Here is an 18,577-nt window from a genome sequence, read left to right as displayed (position 1 = left end):
GATTTCCGCAATGGTGCGCCGGGCGTGCGGTGCTGCTCCCCGCCCGCCCGGTCATATGCGGGCGAGGTCGACCTGCTTCATTCGGGAAATCTTGCGGTGCTGCTCCACCACCGTGACGAGATTCCTGCCGGGCGTCGTCGCCACCACGCCGTCGAAGACGGACCGCACGCGATACTCGGCGGGGTCGGCCGTGACGAAGAGCTTGCGGTAGGCCACACCGGCGTCCTGGTGGAACTTGATGAACGGGCGCAACTTCGCCTCCCAGGCCCGCAGCGCCCGGGGGACGTCCCCCGGGTACTGCTCAAGCATCGTTCCGAGCATGTCGGCCCCGGCCAGGCCGGTGGAGGCCCCCATCCCGGAGTAAAGGGTCAGGCACCAGGCGGCGTCGCCTACAAGGACCACCCTGCCCTGGGACCATGAGTCGAGCCGCACCTGCTCGGCGGAGTCGAACAGGTGGTCAGGCGCCTGCTCGAACTGGTCGAGCAGCCAGCCGAGCGTCTCACCCGTGGGCTCCGGCCCGAACACCGACCGAAGCGTGTCGATCGCGGGCCGCTCGAACTGGCCGTCCACGTTGTCGGTCCGGTAGTTGAACAGCACCGTCGGCGGTCGGTCGGCGAAGGGGAACACCAAGAACGACCGGCGCAGCTCGGTCATGACGATGCCGTCCATGTTCCGGAAACCGGGGACCGGCCCCGGCAGCGCACACGCCGCGATCATGTAACCGAGACGGTGCACGCGGCCCTCGTCGGGCCCGAACGCCAACCGGCGCACGGTGGAACGCAAGCCGTCCGCCCCGACCACGAGATCGAACTGCTCCGTGGTCACCATCCCCGCGGCCCTGTCCTCGATGTCGACCCGCACTCTGTCCGCGCTCTGCCACAGCGCGACCGGGACGGACGCGTACCGGATCTCCACCTCCTCGGGCAGGGCGTCGAACGCGGCCGTCTCCACATCACCGCGCACCACCGGCCGCGCCGGGTCCCCCACCGCCTCGGTGAACCCCACACAGCGCCGCCGCCGGCCGCTGCGGTCGAAGTTGTAGTAAGCGATCTCCTTCGAATCACGGTTCGGTACATCGATGCCCAGGCGCTCTGCCGCGGTGATCCCGGTACCGAAGAGGGCCAGGAAGTACCCGCCGCGGCGGCGTTCGGCCGACCGCTCCAGAACGACGACGTCCCAGCCCGCCTTGTGCAGCCGTAGCGCGGAAGCCGTTCCGCTGATGCCGAGTCCGACCACGAGAGCCCGCTGACGCGGTGAGTTCGTCTTCATGCATTCACCGTACACGAACTGACCAGATCAGTCATCTGGTCAGTTCATGGTTCAGCCGCATCCCGACGCGCCATCAGGGGGTGGGAGACCTGCCCCGCCCGCGGAGAAGCTGAGCGTCGCGGGGCCGCGCCGTAGCCCTTGATCCGTGACGTCCCCCACATCCCTCTGCGAGGCACTCCCCTGATGGGGGCCACCGGGTTGAGGAAGTCGGCGGGGTGTTTCACCCCGCACCACCCTGTCCGACCGACCCGATGGAACGATGTGACTCCCCTGATCAGGATGCGTAGTGCCCTGCCGGTTGCCGCCTCTCGCCGGTGTGCTGGCGCTCGCCGGGGTGCTCCTCCTGGACCGGCACGAACGCCGCCGGACCCGAGGCGGCTGCCTCCCCCACCGGCGGCACTTCAGCCACGGCCGCCGATGAGGACGGCTTGCTGGCCGTGCCTCAGGACGCCGATGAGGACGTGAAGAAGGAGTTCCTGTACCAGAACGCCCTCGCGGCTTGCATGCGCGCGAAGGGCTTCACCTACACCCCGCGTGTGGAGGGCTCCGAAGCGGCGCAACTCCCGATCGACGGTCAGGACTACGACCTGGCGAAGGAGTACCGGGGGAAGTACGGGTACGGCGCCACCCATGCCAAGGTCGTCTACCCGGACGACGCCAACGCTCACGGGTCGCGGGCTTACAAGGAGAAGTACGAGACCAGTCCCGACCGGGCGTATCTGGACCCTCTGTCCCCGGCGCAGAAGCGGGCCTACGACGCGGAGTTCGGCCTCGCACTCGTGGACGGAAAGAAGACGACGCTTCCGGGCTGCCACAAGGACGCGTACGAGAAGGCTTACGGGCCGGAGAAGTCCAGGGCCGAACACGAGCGTGAAAGTGCCGCGAACGAGGAGAAGCACCGCCAGGCGCAGCGGGCCTTGGACGGTGACCCGACGTTGGTGTCGCTGGCGCAGGAGTTCGCGTCCTGCTTGCGCGATACGGGCATCGCCGTCACCACCACGCAGCCGACCGCCATCGGGGACATGGTGAAGTTCCAGATGAACAGCCGGGGCGGCGACGTGGACACGGTGGACAAGGAGACCGCGAGGGCCAAGCTCGCTCAGGAGATCGGAATCGCCCTGAAGGATCTGGGGTGCGGAAAGAAGTTCCGGGCCGCGTACTTCCCGAAGCTGGCCAAGAACCCCCTCAATGGGGTCACCGGATGAGCCGCTTCCGGGGTGGTTCGGGGGCTGCATCATGCAGGTCGCCGGCGCTTGATGCTGCTTGCGCGCATGGCTCCGACCGCCTGCGGAGGCCTCGCCGTTGCGCAACATCGGAAGAGTGCTGCCCATCCCCCAAAGGTGGAGCGCTTCTCTCGTGTGTGAGGGATTTCATCTGGGCTTGCGACGATTTGGGCGCGCGGCTGGTGAGGGGACTTGACCCGGCCCTTTGGGACCGGGTCAAGTCGAGAGCTCGGCAGGCGGATCGCTCGCCTCTCGGCGTCGACCCTCGGGGGATCAGGTCGCGTGGCGCCAGGGTGTCGACGAGGTCACGAGGTCTGCCTCGGACTGCGGGGAGTGCCGGACGGTGCCGGCAGGAATCCCGTACGGACGAAGTAGTCCACCGTCCGCGCGAACGCCGCGCGGTCCACCGGCCTCAGGACAACGCCGTGGGCCGCCGCCGTGGTCTGCGCCGCGCTCCCGTCGAAGGTGAGGGCGGCGGCTTGCGAGCCGATCGTCTCCGGTGCCATCAGCCCGATCAGGGGGAACGCCGCGTTGTGCGGGTCCGCCTCGATCCTGCGGGTCCATTCGGCCGTCGGCAGCGGCTGCAGTCGGTAGCCGAGGTCCGCGAGCCGGTCGACCGCCTCCCGCAGGGACAGTTCGGCGCCGTGCGCGAGGTGGGCGGCCCCGGGCGGTTCGGCGTCCAGTGACAGGGCGACGATGGCGGCGCTGACGTAGTCGACGGGCACCAGGTCGAAGCCGACGCCGAGGTCGACCGGGTACCCGCCGGCCTCCACGCATCCCTTGAGCAGCAGCCAGAGGAAGTCGTCGGGCCGGCAGACGCCGCTTTCGGTGTCGCCGGCGATACGGGTGGGCCGGTACACCGAGACGGGCAGACCTCGTTCGCGCGCCTGGGCTATCAGGCATTCGGCCGCCCACTTGGCCTGCGCGTAGCCGAGGTGCAGGCCGTCCACGCCGGGCAGCGGTTCGTCGGCGGTGACGGGGCTCCCCGCCAGGTGCGCGCCGGAGTACACGCCGACCGTCGAGACATGGTGCACGGGGACCGTGCGGTGCAGGGCCACCAGACGCAGCACCTCCACCGTCCCGGTCACGTTCGCGGCCTCCAGTTCGGCGTAGGGCAGCACCAGGTTGACCGCGGCGCCGCAGTGGTACACGGCGTCGACCGTCCTGGCCAGTTCGTCGTGGTGCGCGGGGTCGAGTCCCAGGGCGGGCTTGCCTAGGTCACCGACGAGAGCGACCGTGCGTGCCGCGACCTCGGGCGTCCACACGCCGTGGCCGCGGGCGGACTCCTCCAGCCGGCGCAGCGCGTGCGCGTCGTCCCGGGCCCGCACCAGGCAGTGCACCGTGGCGTCGGTGCGGTCGATCAGCTCACGGAGCAGGAAGGCGCCGAGGAATCCGGTGGCGCCGGTCAGCAGGACGTGCCGCAGCGGGGCGCGCTCAGGCGTCACCTTGGTGGGTACGCCGTCGGCATGCGCCGTGGGAGCCGTCTCCCCGTCAGGCCGGTGAATCGCCGCCTCCGCGTCCGCGTCCGGTCTGCGGGTTCCCGCGTCCGTGTCGACGAGTGCGGCCAGCCCGGCGATCGTGGGCTCCTCGTACAGGGACTCCACGTCGAGGCGGACGCCGAACTCCTCGCGGAGCTGGAGCATCAGCTGCGCACCGAGCAGCGAGTCGCCGCCCAGGCGGAAGAAGTCGTCGTCCGGTCCGACGGTGCCGACGTCGCGGCGCAGCAGCCGGGCCCACAGGTCGGCCATCCGCTGGAGCGTCTCGGGCCCCTCCGCCGGACGACGGGCGGAGGCGGGAGCGGGCGGCGTACGCGTCGGCTCGGGTGCCGGTTCGCCGCTGCCGGTCTCCCAGCTCGCGGCGGGGACGATGTCGGCGGGCAGTGTCGGTGCGCTCACCGCGCCCGGCCGGCGGGTCACCGTACCCGCGTCGACGAGCGCGGCCAGCCCTGTGATGGTGGGCGCGTTGTACATGGCGTCCAGGCCCAGGCGGACGCCGAACTCCTCGCGGAGCTGGAGCATGAGCTGCGCGCCGAGCAGCGAGTCGCCGCCCAGGTGGAAGAAGTCGTCGTCCGGTCCGACGGTGCCGGCGTCGCGGCGCAGCAGCCGGGCCCACAGGTCGGACATGCGCTCCAGCGTGGCGGTTCCCGCCGCGGGGCGGGGAGCGTCCAGCGGTGCCGGAGCGGGCAGTGCCCGGGCCAGCGCGGCGCGGTCTGCCTTGCCGCTCGCGGTGAGCGGGAAGGCGGTGACGGCCTCGATCGCGGCGGGTACCAGGTGGGCGGGGAGCCGGTCGCGCAGGGCGTCCCGTACGGCCGACGGCGACACCTGGGTGCCCGTGGCGGCGATGTAGTGGGCGGCGAGCCAGGTGGAGGCCGAGGTCTCGCCGGGTACGGCCACCACTACCGCGTCGGCGACACCGGGGACCTGCTTGAGCGCTGCCTCGACCTCCTGGAGCTCCACGCGGTAGCCGCGGATCTTCACCTGGTCGTCCTCGCGTCCGAGGAAGGCCAGTTGGCCGTCGGGCAGCAACTGGCCCATGTCCCCGGTGCGGTAGATGCGTTCGCCGTCGGGACCGGTCGTGAAGCCGTCGTTCGCGTCGGCGGCGTGTCCCAGATAGCCCTGCGCGACCGGCACACCGCTGACGCATATCTCACCGGTCACCCCGACCGGCAGCGGGTTCAGCGCCCGGTCCCGTACGTCCACGCGTGCGCCGTCGATCGGACGTCCGATGCCCGGCCGGTCCGGCCAGCCGGCGGGGTTCCCGGTCAGGCGCAGCGCGGTGACGACATGGGTCTCGGTGGGCCCGTACTGGTTCTGCAAGTCGGCGCGGGTGAGCCGGCCGAAGAAGGCGCGCAGCGCCGGGGTGACGTACAGCTGCTCGCCCGAGGTGGCCACCTCCCGCAGATGCTCCAGGACCTGGCCTTCTGCGACGGCGTGCTCGGCGAGCTGCTGAAGGGCGACGAACGGCAGCACCAGCCGTTCCACCCGCTGGTCCCGCAGGAGTGCGAGCAGGTGCAGGGGGTCCTTGCGGGCGGCTTCGTCGGCGACCACGAGGGTGCCTCCGGCGGCCCAGGTGGCGAAGATCTCCTGGAACGCCACGTCGAAGGTGAGCGGCGCGAAGTGCAGTGTCCTGGCGCCCGTACGGCAGACGGAGTCGCGCCGCTGCCAGGCGATCAGGTTCGCCAGGCCGCGGTGGGTCATGGCCACGCCCTTGGGGCGTCCGGTCGATCCGGAGGTGTACAGGACGTAGGCCAGGCTGTCGCCGGAGACCTCGGGCAGCGCGGTCTCCGGGGCGGCGGGGGGCAGCGCGTCGTGGGTGAGGACGGTGACGCCGGGGTGCTCCGCGCGCAGGGCTGCGGCGTGGGCGGGGTCGGCGAGCACGACGCGTACGTCGGCGTCGCGCAGGACGAACGCGGTGCGCTCGGCCGGCTGTGCGGGGTCCAGTGGCAGGCAGGCCGCCCCGGCGCGCAGGACGCCGAGCACCGTGACGGTGTGGTCGGCGGAGCGGTCCATGCACACGCCGATCCGCGCTCCCGTGTGACCCCGCGCGGTCAGGGACGCGGCCAGGCGGTCGGCGCGGGCGTCGAGTTCGGCGTAGGAGAGGGTGACGTCGGCGTGCACCACGGCGGGACGGTTCGGGGCGTCCAGTGCGTGCGGACGTACGACGGACGGGGCGCGCGGCGGCGTCACCGACGGGGGCGGCCCCTGTGCCCAGGCCCGGGTCCGGGCCTCTTCCTCCTCCGTCACCAGCCGCAGATCGGCGGTCTGGTCGTCGGGCCTGTGTATCGCGTCCCGCAGCAGGGTGGCGAATCGGTCGGCGATCCGCTGGGCCGTCGCGGTGTCGTACAGGTCGTGGGCGTACTCGAGGTAGCCGCGGTAGCCGTCGCCGTCGGTGACCAGGTTCAGCAGCAGGTCGACCTTGGCCCGGCCGCTGTGGCCGTGGTCGCGCTCGGAAACCACCCCCGGCAACGACAGACCCTCACCCAGTCCGTCGTCCAGGGTGAACATGACCTGGAACAGTGGGAAACGGCCCAGTACGCGCTCGGGGCTGAACTCGCGGACGAGATGCCCGTACGGGATGTGGCGGTGCCGGATCGCGGACCACACCCCGGCCTTCATGGAGGCGACGACCTCGCGGAAGGTGCAGCCGTCGCCGAAGCGCTGCCGCACCGGCATCACATCGGTCAGACACCCCACCAGGGACTTGACCTCCGTTCCGTTGCGCCGCGAGAACGGTGTGCCCACGACCACGTCGTCCTGCCCGGACAGCCTGTTGAGCAGCGTCGTCCACGCCGACAACAGCACCACGAACGGAGTCGCCCGCTCGGCGCGCGCCAGCGTACGCAGCGCGGTGCCGGTGGCTCCGTTCACGGTGAAGCGGATCTCGCCGCCACGATGGCTGGGCACGGCCGACCGAGGCCGGTCACCGGGGAAGGTGGACTCCTCCGGCGCGTCGGCGAGCACGGTACGCCAGTGCTCCAGATGCACCGGGGAGTTCACGGCGTCGTCCTCGCGCTGCCGCTGCGCGTACGGCCCCAACTGCAGGGGGATGTCCGGCAGCCGGGGCGGCCGGCCCTCGACGACCGCCCGGTAGCCCTCGCTGATCTGCTCCTCCAGCAGACGGCTGCTCCAGCTGTCCATCACGGCGTGGTGTCCGACCAGCGCGAGCACCGAGTCCTCGGGCCCGGTGCGCAGCAGGGTGGCCCGCAGCAGCGGTGGCCGGTCCAGCGGCACCGGGCGGGTGATCGCCGCGGCCAGTGCGTCCTCCAACTCGTCCGGCCGAACACGCCGTTCGTCGACGGGCAGCAGCATCGGCGGGAACACCTGCTGCACCAGGGCGCCGTCGACGCTGCGGAACGCGCTGCGCAGCCCCTCCTGGTGTGCCACCAGCGCGGTCAACGCGGACTCCAGGGCGGAGGTGTCGACGGGGCCGTGCAGACGGTGGACCAGGGACTCCAAGTACCGCGACGGGTACGGGGGTTCGTCGTCGTCACCCGGTCCCGCGCCGACCTCGTGGAACTGGTCCTGGAGCCAGATCGACTCCTGCTCGAACGACATGGGGTAGGTCGGCAGTTGCGCTTCGTCGTGGGACGTCACGGTTGTGCTCCTGTACGTGTGGTCTGGCGGGGGGGCCGGAGCCGGGCCGTGACGGCCGACGGCGCGGCCCGGTCGGGGTCCGCCGTGACAGAGGTGGGGGGCGCGTCGCGGTGCCGCGTCTTCGGCGGCACCACAGCGCCGGCCGGTGCGCCTCGTCTCCCCGGACAGCGCATGGATCGCACGGTTCCTGGGGAGAGGGCAGCCTCAGCCTGCGGCGGCGGTCTGTGTCCATTCCGCAGTGGCCACCCTATTGATTAATGCATCAACTATCCAAATGGCCAGGCATCGGACGGCACGCGTCTCGGGTGGCGAGACATCCTCACGGTTGCGGCGTTCTGGCCGAGTTGGCTGGTTCGCACAGTTACTGACTTCGGACCGAAGCCTCTTGAGGAGGAGACCTCCGCCGGCAGGTGGCACATCGTGGTGACGGGTGGCCTCTACCGACTCCGTCAATCCAGGACCGAGCAGTCCAGGATCCGCCCGTCCACCGTCCCCACGACCAGCCGCTGTTGCTCCGCCCGGTACGCGGCGGACACCGGCGTGACCGGGTGGCCGTGTGCGCGCAGGGTGTGCCGGGCCCGCACCTCGCCCGTCGCCGTGTCCAGGATCTCCACGTCGCCGGTGAGATACACGACGTACATCCTCCGCTCGTCGCCGTCGAGATCGGCGAGCGGCTTGTCGGTGAGGTAGACCCAGCGTGCCTCTCCGTCCGGCAGCCGGCGACTCACGACGTACGTGCCCTCGCGGGATTCCGCATAAGTAGCGCCCCTTTCGTACGACCGGCCCGCGTGGACAAGGGTGTGTGTCAGCTCGACGGCGGGGCCGGACCAGGGCTGGAATGCGGACGCCGGGTCCCAGCGCAGAGGAAAGAGGGCGCGCACAGCGGCGGGGCCGTGGGCGCCCGGAGGATCGATCGCGTGGATCCACGGCGCGTCGTCGTCCGGGCCGGGGCCGTCCACGTACAGCAGACGGGCGCTGTGTCTCACGCGCAGCGCCGGGGAGTTGGAGCGGCTGGGGACGACGTCGAGGCGCGCCGCCTCCTGGTGCGTGGGGGCGAACAGCAGCGCGGCGTGTGCGTCGCGCCCTTGCGGGCGCAGGGCGAGCCAGCCTTCGTCCGCGGCGCACACGGCGGGGGCCGACGGCACGTCCACGGAGTCCACGGCATCGCCGTCCGCGGTCGATATCCGCCGAACGGTGGTCGAGCGGTCGACCGGGCGACCCGTCTCCTCGTGGCGCCGGTAGCCCCGGTACGTCACCCACGCCGACTCGTCGTCAGGGGCCGCCTCGACCCGGACGCTCCCCTCCCCGTCCGCCGGCAGAGTCCACCTCAGCGCGCCCGACGGATCCCAGCATTCGAGGTCCGTGTGCCGGCCGGTGGCGAGCACCCGGCCGTCGGCCAGCACGGCCAGGTCACGCACGTCCGCCCGCCGCCGCCACCGGCCCTCCGTCAGCCGCGCAAGGGTGTCCTCCACACGCGGGTCGTAAAGGAGTCCGCTCTCGACCATCGGATGGCGTGTGTCGTCGGGGTCGACCAGACCGGCCGGGGCAGACAGCCAGTCGTCCGCCGCGACGGCCAGCTCGAAGCCCTTGCTGAAGCCGCCGTCCTTGTCCTCGGGGGACAGCAGCATCGCGAGCCTGCCGTCCTCCAGCCAGCGCAGATGGCGTACTTGGCGGCTCTTGCTCAGCAGGTTCGTCACGCGCCCGGTCTCCAGGTGCAGCAGGAGCAGCTGTCCCTGAAAGTCCCAGGAGCCGTCGTAGCGCCCGGTGCCGACGGCGACGAGCGGCAGCTCGGGGTGAGGCTCGATGGCACATATGGAGTAGCGGGAAGCGACGACGTGGCGCGGACGGAGGGTGTCGGCCTCGTACACACCGATCCGGTGGGCGAGCCAGTGGCCCGTACCGCGCCACATGACGTGCCCGAGGTCACCGGCCGCGATGACACAGCCGTGACGCGCGTCGGTCACCGCCCACTCGGGCCGGCCGATCTCGGCGAACGGCTGGTCCCCGAGCATCCGGCGGACGGTCAACTCATCCGGCACGACAATCTCCCCCCAGGTCGCGCACAGTCTGCCAGGCCCGGCGCTTTCCTGCGGTCTTCCGACCAGGCGACCGGACGGCCGCGAGCGCCAGCCACGCGCTGACCGGTGTGATGCTGCGGGCGTTCGTCGAGGTCGACCGGACCATCATGTGCCCCGAACGCCTCACGGCAAGAATCACCGCGTACGCGGGGTGATACGCGTACACGCCCGTGCCTGTCACAAGGCCCCGGCCAGCGGCCTTCGACCAGACGTCTGGGGCGGAGAACTGGCGGCGCCGCACCTGAACTTCCCGCGACTCCTGTTCGTCCTCGACGGCACCCGACCCGATGACATCACCAATCGCGTCACCCCCTGCACACCGCCACCCGACAAGCCAGCACTGGCCGGCTTCCTACGCGACATCCCCGCCCTCGCGGCGCCGCTGGCCGCCGCCCCTCAGGAGACGGGCCGTCAGCCCCCGCCTCGCAGCGCACCCCCAGCCCGACCAGCACGCCGGCTGGATGAGTTCCGCGGCCCTGTAGCCACGGCCCATCTCATCCGTGCACCACTCCGACCGCAGAGTCGGCACCACCTCACCAGCAAGGCCGCACCCTCACCCATTCGGGTCACGACTATCCCTCGATCGAATGAAATGGTTTGATCTTCTACAACCACACGACTTCTTCACGAGTCGTACACCGGCAATACACGAACGATCCCTCGGGGGGACACGTGAACCAGCAGTACCCGCAGCAGCCCAACCAGCCGCAGCAGCAGTACCCGCAGCAGCCCGGATGGGGCGGCCCGCAGCAGCCGCCTCCTTACTACGGCGCGCCGGCGCCGCAGCCGCCGAAGAAGCGCAGCTTCGGCAAGATCGCCGGTCTCGGCTGCCTCGGGGTCATCGCCCTCTTCGTCGTCGCGGGCGTCGCGGCCAGCGGCGGAGACAGTGACTCCACCGACACCAGCAACAAGGACAAGGCCATCAGCGCCAACGACAACCAGAAGGCCGACGAGGCCAAGGAAGAACCGGCCGAGGAAAGCAAGACCCAGGCCGAGCAGTTCCAGGACTGCGTCGCCAAGACCGGTACGCCCACCGAGAAGGAAGCCGTCAAGCACGTCACGAAGGTCACTGGCGCCGACAAGCGGAACGACATCCTCGACGCGCCCGAGGTCTTCACCGACTTCACCGGTGGACTCATCGGCCCGCACGCCGGCCAGGGCAAGCTGATCGCCTCGGCGTTCACGTCCTGCTACGAGTCGGACAACGGCCTCGTGACCGTCTACGACAAGGACGGCGAGATCCTCGCCAACGCCAACTACTGATCCCAGCCGTTGTGGCCCCGCCCACCCATGGCCGCGGGGCCCACGGCCCGCCCGCCTCAGCACATGGCGCGTGGGGCAAACTCACGCCCGCGCCGCTGAGCTGTCGGGACATCGGCCCGGTCCCATCGCCGTCGGGGCAGCCAGCGAGCATGCCCGTCATCATCGCGGGGATCCCGGCGGCACCCCCAGCGAGCCCTGGTCGGGACACGGCCTGTCAAGGAAGTCGCCGGGTGCGTCCCCCGTGCGGGGGCAGGGCACCTGCCTGCCCCCGGCGCCGCGTTCGCAGAAACCTGCACGCGACGATCACCCGATGTGCCGACGGGTAACCGGGACACGGCCCTTTGGGTGCGGCGGCCTCAAGGAACGCCCCTGACGCTGATGCCCACCCCGCAGGGCCAGGGAACCTGGCCAACCAGTACGCAGCGCTCATGGCCCGGCACGCCGTCGAACCCAATACCGCCCGGGTGCTGCCGGGTCGGGCTTGCAACCTGTGTCGGGTCGGCTGGCGGGGTAGCAAGGAGGGTTTGCTGATGGTCCGGGGAGTATCTGGGCGACCCGTGCTCGCCGCTGGACTACGAACGCGGCTTGACATGGATCATCAAGCCGCGCTCACAGGCTCCGGTCCGTCGCCGGCAACGGCGTTCGTGCATGCCGCTCAACAACTCGGCTCGGATCCGGGAACCTCCTGATACGCCACCGAACGAGGCAGCACGGAGGTCCCGGACCAGCGGCCGGCCCGGGGTGGGTACCGCCGCTCGCGTCGGACGGTCGTCAGCTCAGGCTCTTGGCCCGGCGGCGGCGCACGATGACGACCAGGCCCGCACCCGTGACCACCGCCGCGGCAGCCACGCCCGCGATCGGCAACGCCGAGGACTCGGTCTCTGCCAGGTTGCCGCCATTCGCCGCCGTGCCGTCGCCGCCGGTCGACGACGACCCGCCGGTCGATCCGCCCGAGCCACTGGTCGAACCACCGGAGGAGCCGCCGGTCGAACCACCGGTGGAACCGCCGCTGGAACCACCAGTCGAACCGCCGGTCGAACCACCGGTCGAGCCGCCCGGCCCCCCACCGGTGACATCCAGCGTGATATCGGCCTTGTCGTTGGCTTTGTCGGGGTCGAACGGCCGCGCCTCGGTGCTGAGCGCCACCGAGCCCTTGGCGTCCTCCACGCGCTTGTCGATCTTCAGCTGGAAGTTGTAGGGCTCTCGGCCGCCCTCGTTGAGAGCCCGCTGACTCATACCGCACTGGTACGCCTTACCCTTGGGCTTACAGAACCCGGGGGTCTTGACGACCGACGTTCCGGCGGGCAGCGTGATCATGACCCTTACGGTCGGCTCCCCCAACTTGGCCATGACCCAGGCGGGCCCGGCATTGGATCGTTTTCCCCGGCACGCAGAAGCAGCTCGTCGTTGAACGCGCGGTCCAGTGCCTTGGCAAGGAGAGGCCTCTCGGGCGCGTAGACGGCGCCCGGCTCCACAGCGGCTACGGTGCCCTTGTTCGCCACGGTGCCCGGCAGATCGAAGGTGCTCCCGGGTTGCACTCCGTCGATCGGCTCGATGCCTCCGATGACCAATTCGGCTGCGGGTTCATCGGCGAAGGCGGCGGGCGCTGCGGCCAGCGCGATCAAGCCGGCAGCGCCGAGGGCGGCAACAGCGACACGGGAGGCGCGACGGTCATACGGGGGCATCGGCATGGAGAGAACCCTGTCGGAACGCGGGTGAACGGAGGTGTTTTCCAGGAGAACATCCCTTCGGCCGCTAGACTCCCGCCGGTGCCGAACAGTTGCACGTCCGGTGTCACTTCTGGCTTGCGCTCGCCCGGTCAGCAACAGAGGCGGGCCGTGTGTTTTCCGGGGGTGCGGGCCGGTGCCCACTATGGGCACGGTGAGTTGAAAGGGGTGCCGGGGATGTGCTGGTCCCATTGCTGACGGGTGAGGCTGTTGTGGGTGATGCGGCAGATCCGGTCAATGGCCGCATCCACGTTCATCTCCCAGACGCGCACGGTGAAGTCCTCTCCGGTGCTGACCAGAGTGTGCCCGTTCGGACTGAACGCCAGAGAAGTGACACTGACGGTGTGTCCGAGGAGTTCGCCGAGTTGCTGGGGGTGTAGGCGGTCGGCCATGTCCCACAGCTGTACAGCCCCACCCCGACCGCCGCCGGCCAATGTCTTCCCGTCTCTGCTGAAAGCCACCGCGTTGACAGGGCCGCCGGTGGTCAGCGGCTGCCCGAGCCGCTTGGCGCGACCGGGCTCGGTCACATCCCACAGCCGCACGGTGGTGTCCTCGCCCCCGCTGGCCAGAGTGCGCCCGTCGCGGCTGAATGCCACCTTGTTCACGACGCCAGGGGTGGTCAGCGGCTGTCCGAGCCGCTTGGGGTGTGCGGGGTCCGTCACGTCCCACAGCCGGATGATTCCGCGACCGTCGCCATCTTCACCACCGCTGGCCAGAGTGCGCCCGTCGCGGCTGAATGCCACGGCCCAGCCGAATTCGGTCGCGGAGTCGATGTCGGGGGGCTGCCTCAGCAGCTTGGGGTGATCTGGATCGGTGACATTCCACAGCCATGCCTCGCCCCCGACACCTGGCACGGCCAGCACCCGCCCGTTCGGGCTGAACTCCACCTGCGAGACCCATCCGGAGACGGCATCATCATGGTTCAGGGATGGGCCGCGCCGCTTCGGGTGGCTGGGATCGGTCACGTCCCACAGCTGCGTGGTGTCGTCCGCTCCGTCGGCGGCCAGGGTGCGGCCGTCCGGGCTGAACGCCACGGATATGACGGCATGCTCGTCTGCGATGTAGGGGTCTTTGGGTCGCGGCGCACCGGTATTGCCGAAGGGGCGGCTCAGCGCCTTGGGATGAGCTGGGTCGGACAGATCCCACAGGCGTACGGTGCGGTCCTCCGACCCGCTGGCCAGGGTGCGCCCGTCGGGACTGACCGCGGCCGTCCAGACGGCGTGAGGGTGTGCGGCTAGCACGGTGGCCGGGAGCGTCCACAGCATGATCGGCCCGTCGGCCCCGGCGGTGGCCAGAGTCTGCCCGTCGGGGCTGAAGGCGACGGCGCTGACGGGGCTCGTGTGACCGAGTGGGGAACCGAGTTTCTGGGGCCAGGCCGGGGAGGAGAGGTTCCACAATTGCACTGCGTCGCCCCCAGCGGTGGCCAGGGTACGCCCGTCCGGACTGAACGCGACAGAGCCGAGATTGGGGCTCCGCAGTGGGCGGCGAAGCTGCTTGAGACGCCGAGGATCGGACACGTCCCACAGACGCACGGCCCCATCGGCCGAGCCGACCAATGTCCGCCCGTCCGGGCTGAACGCCAGCGAAGGGCTGTCGAGTTCGACCGGTGGTCCCAGCAACTCAGGCCGGGACGGATCGGACACGTCCCACAGCAGCGCCCCATCGCCGAACGCTGTGCTGATTCCGCCAGTGCTGGCCAGGGTGTTTCCGTCCGGGCTGTAGGCCACGGTCCAGACCGTACCGGTGTGGCCCCGCACCAAATGGCTGAGCTGCTTGGGACGGGCCGTGTCGGCCACATCCCACAGCAGTACTCCATCGTCTGCGGCCGCAGCGAGGGTGTGCCCGTCCGGGCTGAACACCGCGGACAGCACGCGGTTGAACCGGCCTGCGTTCATCAGGCCTCGCGGTGTGGGGTGTGTCGGGTCGGCCAGGTCCCACAGCCGGACCAGTGTGTCTTCCTCACCACCCTCTCCGGCGCTGGCCAGGGTCTGTCCGTCTGGACTGAACGCCACTGATTGAACCCAGCCGGTGTGCCGGATCGGTGCCCCCAGTGGCTTGGGATGAGCTGGATCTCCCATGTCCCACAACCGCAGCGTGCGGTCACTTCCGCTACTGGCCAGGATGCGGCCGTCCGGGCTGTACGCCACCGAGATGATGTCGCCGGCGTGTCCGGTCAGCGGAGCGGACAGGGCAGTGTTCGCGTCGGTGATCAGGTCACCGTAAAGACTTGACGCCTGTGGCCGCATACGGTGCGTCACGAGATCGAGTTGCGCACCAAGCGATGCCTGACTGCCGCGGAGCCGTTCCGCCTCAGCGCGGATCTGGTTGAACACCGCTTCGTTCCGCTGAGCTTGTGCCCGGGAGCGTTGCTGGAAGGCAACGACGGCGGCAGCGGAGGCCATCAGGGCAAGGACGGTGAGGATGGCGATCACTGAGCGACGTATGCGTGCGCTACGGCGCGCATGGCGGGTGGAGGCGGCAAGGAAGGCGGAAGCGGCGCCGCCGGCATGGTCCTGGTGGGAACGGGTGGCCCAATGGACGGCTGCTTCAAGGCGATGGCCCCGGTAGAGCATGCCGGTATCGCGATGGGCGCGTTCCCAGTCGGCTGCGGCTTCCATGAGGTCCTGATGGATGAGGTGCCCCGCCCGATCGTCGTCGATCCAGTTCCGCAGACGGGGCCACGCATGCAGCAATGCTTCGTGGGTGATCTCGACGATGTCCGCGTGCCGAGTCAGCAGGCGGCCGTGGGTATAGGTGTCGATGACGGCAGCCGTTGCCGACGGGTCCTTGGCCGAGGCGAGCAGGTCGGTGCAGGGCATGCGTCGGCGGGTGTCATCGGCGTTGTCGCCGATCTTGACCAGCCGGAGAAACACCGCGCGCGCCGCCTGCTCCTGGGCAGGATCCAGAGTGGCGAAGAGGCGTTCGGCGGTGGTGGCGACGGCGTGGTGAATGCCGCCGGTGGCCTGGTAGCCGTCCACGGTGAGCGTGTGGCGGTGGCGTTGCTGCCAGGTGGCGCGCAGCGCGTGGGCGAGCAGCGGCAGGCGTCCCGCCTCATAGCCCTGCGCCGGCAGGTTGGTTGAGCCATCGGCGGGGGGTGTACCCAGGTCGCGCAGCAACACCTCCACCAGACCCGGTTCGATGTCCAGGTCCGCCGCCCGGGCCGGGAAGAGGATCGCTTCTTTCAGCTCGCTCTGTGACATGGGGCCGAGCAAGAGCTGCCCGTTCTGCAGTGCGGTACGCAGTTGGGAATGGTTGGCGCACGGGGTGTAGAAGTCGGAGCGCAGCCCATACACCACCAGCCCGGCCGGGCCGGCCCCGTCCGGTCCTTGTTCTGCCAGAGCGGTCAGCACACCGAGGAAGGCACGCCGTTCCCGGTCGCTCACGCAGAGCGTGAACAGTTCCTCCAGCTGGTCGACGACGACCACCAGCCGTGTGCCTGCCCGCCTGTCGGCCTCGGCCATCGCGCGCAGCCGGACCGCGCACGACCGCGGATCAGCCGCCACAGCCGCAGATACGTCCTGGACGCTCGCACCGGTGGCGTCGACAAGGTGGGTGACCAGCGCCGCGACCGGGTGGGCGGTGGGCGTGAGCAGGAGCCGTGGCCAGTGGGCCGATCCGGCCGCAGGCAGTGCCCCGCGCACGAGAGCTGGCAGCAAACCGGCCCGCAGCAGTGAGGACTTGCCCGCGCCGGACGGCCCCACCACCACCAAACTGCCGCCGTCTCGCAGCCGTTCATCCAGACGGATCAGCAGGTCCGCAATCACGGGATCCCGGCCGAAGAACCATCGGGCTTGCTCCTCGTCGAACGCGGCCAGGCCCGGGTACGGGCACTCCCTCGCAGGTGTGTCGTCCAGCTCGGCGCGACGGGCACGGCGTACACCGTCCTCGTAGTGCAGGTGGAGATCCCGTTCCACGATGTGCTGGTCCCGGCCCGCCTGGTAGATCCGGGCCTGGCCCGAGGCGCTGGCATCGAGGCGCGTCTCCTCGCTGCCGGGCGGCGAGGACTCCGGCGTGCTCATCGCTCGGTGATGTGCTGATCCCGGCCTGCCTGATACACCCTCGCGCTGCCGGATGCCTCGGCCTTCATGACCAACCTCCCGATCCGGGACCGCTCATCAGCGGTCAGCGCCGGGGTCAGCTGCTCATCCAGCAGTTGCCGCAGCTCGACCGCGACCGCTGGGTTCGCTCGCAACAGGGCCTGGATCCGCAACTGCCAGTCCGCGGCCAGTGCCTGCTCGGTATCCGTTTCCCCGCTTGCTCGCGCCGCCAGCATGTGGAGGCGCGTTTCGGCGAGTTCCGCGTCGACCGCCTCAGCCTGTTCGGGACGCACCCGACGCCACAGTCCGACCAGACCGGTACGCGCCCCCTGCCACGCATCGGTGGCTATCGCCCCCACCAGAGCCGTCCCGGCCGCTAGCGCAATCGGATCCATCAGACATCCCCCTTGCCGCCAGAACCCTAAGTATTGGGTACCTGTGCCCGCATGAGAAAGTACTGTGCATCCCGAAATCACCTGATTGATCGTGTAGCTGGACGGCGTAGGCCGGGTCGTCATAAGGCAGCTTCCTCGGCTGGCGATTCAGCTGCTCCGCCGTGTCCTGTGCACTGTCGGCGCGTGCGGCCGACGCGGAACCGCTGAGTGCCGAGAGGCTGGCACGGCTCAAGGCGCTACGGGAACGGGACCTGGCGATCCTGCTGGCGCAGAAGAACGGCGAGGATGTACAGCATGAGTGGTCCGCGGACGAGCGTGCCCTGCTGAAGGAACTGACGGTGGAGCCCCGTGCCGCGCGAATCGAGAAGCGGACCGAGGAACTGGCCCCGGAATCAAGGAGCGCAGGGCCAGGGCCCTGGAGCTGGAGTGGCAGAGCAGGGCCCCGTAGAGGAACTGGAGACCTGGCACAGCCTCTGTGCCCGCCTCCAGTTCATCGGGGCCCACGACATCCGCCTCTCCGGTTCGCAGCACCAGAACGGGCTGGGCAAGAGGGTCGTCACCGCGCTGCGCGCCTATCTGGAGGCAGCCGCAAGGGAAGAGGTCCATCCGCCGGCGGCCGCGGCCGACGCGCGGACGGAGCCGCCGCCGCCCGGTTCGCCGGGTCCCTCGCCGGGGGCAAGAAGGTATGACTCGACTCCGTGGTCAAGGTCGACCTCGAAACGTCCGTTCCGCAGATCGGGGCGAAGACCGCCTGGGATCGTGGGTATGACGGTACGGGCGAGTCCGTGGCGGTACTGGACACCGGTATCGCCCCGGACCATCCGGACGTGTCCGGGAACCTCATCGAGCAGGTCGACTTCACCGGCGCTGCCCCCGTGCCCGTGACGGGCATGGGCACGGCACCGACGTGGCGGCCACGGTCCTGGGCAGCGGAGCCGCGTCCGAGGAGCTGCGCAAGGGTGTCGCGCCCGGCGCCAAACTGCGGGTCGGCAAGGTGCTCGACGACGAAGGCTCCGGATGCACGTCGGACATCATCGCGGGCATGGAGTGGGCCGGCCGCTCGGGGGCCAAGGTCGTCAACATGAGCCTCGGTGGTGGTGCCACCGACGGGACCGATGTGTCGAGCCAGGCGCTGAACCAGATCAGCCGCACCACCGGGACCCTCTTCGTGGTCGCGGCAGGCAACAGCGGCCCGGGCAGCGGGACGGTCGGATTCCCGGGTGCCGCCGACGAGGCGCTGACCGTGCCGGCGGTCGACCGGGAGGACAAGATGGCCTCCTTCTCCAGCCGCGGACCGCGGGTCGGTGACGGGGCCTTCAAGCCGGACATCGCGGCTCCGGGTGTCGGCACCGTCGCGGCCCGGGCCGCCGGAACGGCCATGGGCACGGTGGTGGACGAGCACTGCACCCGTGCCGGCGGGACATCGATGGCCACACCGCACGTGGCCGGCGCCGCCGCTCTCATCGCACAACAGCGCCCAGATGCGGGGGCG

At 70.3% G+C, this 18,577-nt stretch carries 9 protein-coding genes and 1 pseudogene; 3 read left to right on the top strand and 7 right to left on the bottom strand.

Translation table 11 applies throughout. The annotated features are described in order from the left end of the window. Positions 1-51 precede the first annotated feature (51 nt). The gene (locus DN051_RS43755; RefSeq protein ID WP_246041222.1) at positions 52-1,269 is read right to left on the bottom strand and encodes an FAD-dependent monooxygenase; all 1,218 of its coding nucleotides are present in this window, start codon (positions 1,267-1,269) and stop codon (positions 52-54) included. A 428-nt stretch (positions 1,270-1,697) separates the two neighbouring features. On the opposite strand from DN051_RS43755, the gene DN051_RS43750 reads away from it, so the two are divergent. Next, complete coding sequence (locus DN051_RS43750) at positions 1,698-2,474, top strand: hypothetical protein (RefSeq protein ID WP_162625210.1); 777 nt, start codon at positions 1,698-1,700, stop codon at positions 2,472-2,474. 323 nt (positions 2,475-2,797) lie between these two features. Here the strand turns inward: DN051_RS43750 and DN051_RS43745 are convergent, their stop codons facing one another. Together DN051_RS43745 and DN051_RS43740 are read right to left on the bottom strand one after the other, a co-directional pair. Then, positions 2,798-7,585 (bottom strand): non-ribosomal peptide synthetase, encoded by a 4,788-nt coding sequence (locus DN051_RS43745; protein WP_112443267.1) that lies wholly within the window; start codon positions 7,583-7,585, stop codon positions 2,798-2,800. A 449-nt stretch (positions 7,586-8,034) separates the two neighbouring features. Further along, on the bottom strand, positions 8,035-9,624 hold the full coding sequence (locus tag DN051_RS43740; protein WP_162625209.1) for a hypothetical protein: 1,590 nt from the start codon (positions 9,622-9,624) through the stop codon (positions 8,035-8,037). A 711-nt stretch (positions 9,625-10,335) separates the two neighbouring features. On the opposite strand from DN051_RS43740, the gene DN051_RS43735 reads away from it, so the two are divergent. Then, on the top strand, positions 10,336-10,926 hold the full coding sequence (locus DN051_RS43735) for a hypothetical protein (protein ID WP_112443265.1): 591 nt from the start codon (positions 10,336-10,338) through the stop codon (positions 10,924-10,926). Between the two features lie 771 nt (positions 10,927-11,697). Here the strand turns inward: DN051_RS43735 and DN051_RS47085 are convergent. From DN051_RS47085 to DN051_RS43720, 4 genes are all read right to left on the bottom strand, one after another. After that, positions 11,698-12,243, bottom strand: coding sequence for a hypothetical protein (locus DN051_RS47085; RefSeq protein WP_162625154.1), 546 nt, complete (start codon positions 12,241-12,243; stop codon positions 11,698-11,700). Positions 12,244-12,248: 5 nt separating this feature from the next. Continuing rightward, positions 12,249-12,617 carry a hypothetical protein gene (locus tag DN051_RS47080; protein ID WP_162625208.1) on the bottom strand — a complete coding sequence of 123 codons (369 nt, stop codon included), beginning with the start codon at positions 12,615-12,617 and terminating at the stop codon, positions 12,249-12,251. 179 nt (positions 12,618-12,796) lie between these two features. Then, entirely contained in the window at positions 12,797-16,672 is a 3,876-nt protein-coding gene (locus DN051_RS43725) for an NACHT and WD repeat domain-containing protein (protein ID WP_112443263.1), read from the bottom strand. Next, positions 16,669-17,085, bottom strand: a complete 417-nt coding sequence (locus DN051_RS43720) for a hypothetical protein (protein WP_053757694.1) — start codon at positions 17,083-17,085, stop codon at positions 16,669-16,671. The genes DN051_RS43725 and DN051_RS43720 overlap by 4 nt, the downstream gene beginning before the upstream one ends. A gap of 689 nt (positions 17,086-17,774) precedes the next feature. On the opposite strand from DN051_RS43720, the pseudogene DN051_RS43715 reads away from it, so the two are divergent. Beyond that, positions 17,775-18,568: pseudogene (locus tag DN051_RS43715) on the top strand (S8 family serine peptidase); the annotation flags it as partial. Between the last annotated feature and the right edge of the window lie 9 nt (positions 18,569-18,577).

Origin of the sequence: Streptomyces cadmiisoli (assembly GCF_003261055.1) — a bacterium.
GTDB lineage: Bacteria > Actinomycetota > Actinomycetes > Streptomycetales > Streptomycetaceae > Streptomyces > Streptomyces cadmiisoli.
This window is presented reverse-complemented; position numbering and strand designations above follow the sequence as displayed.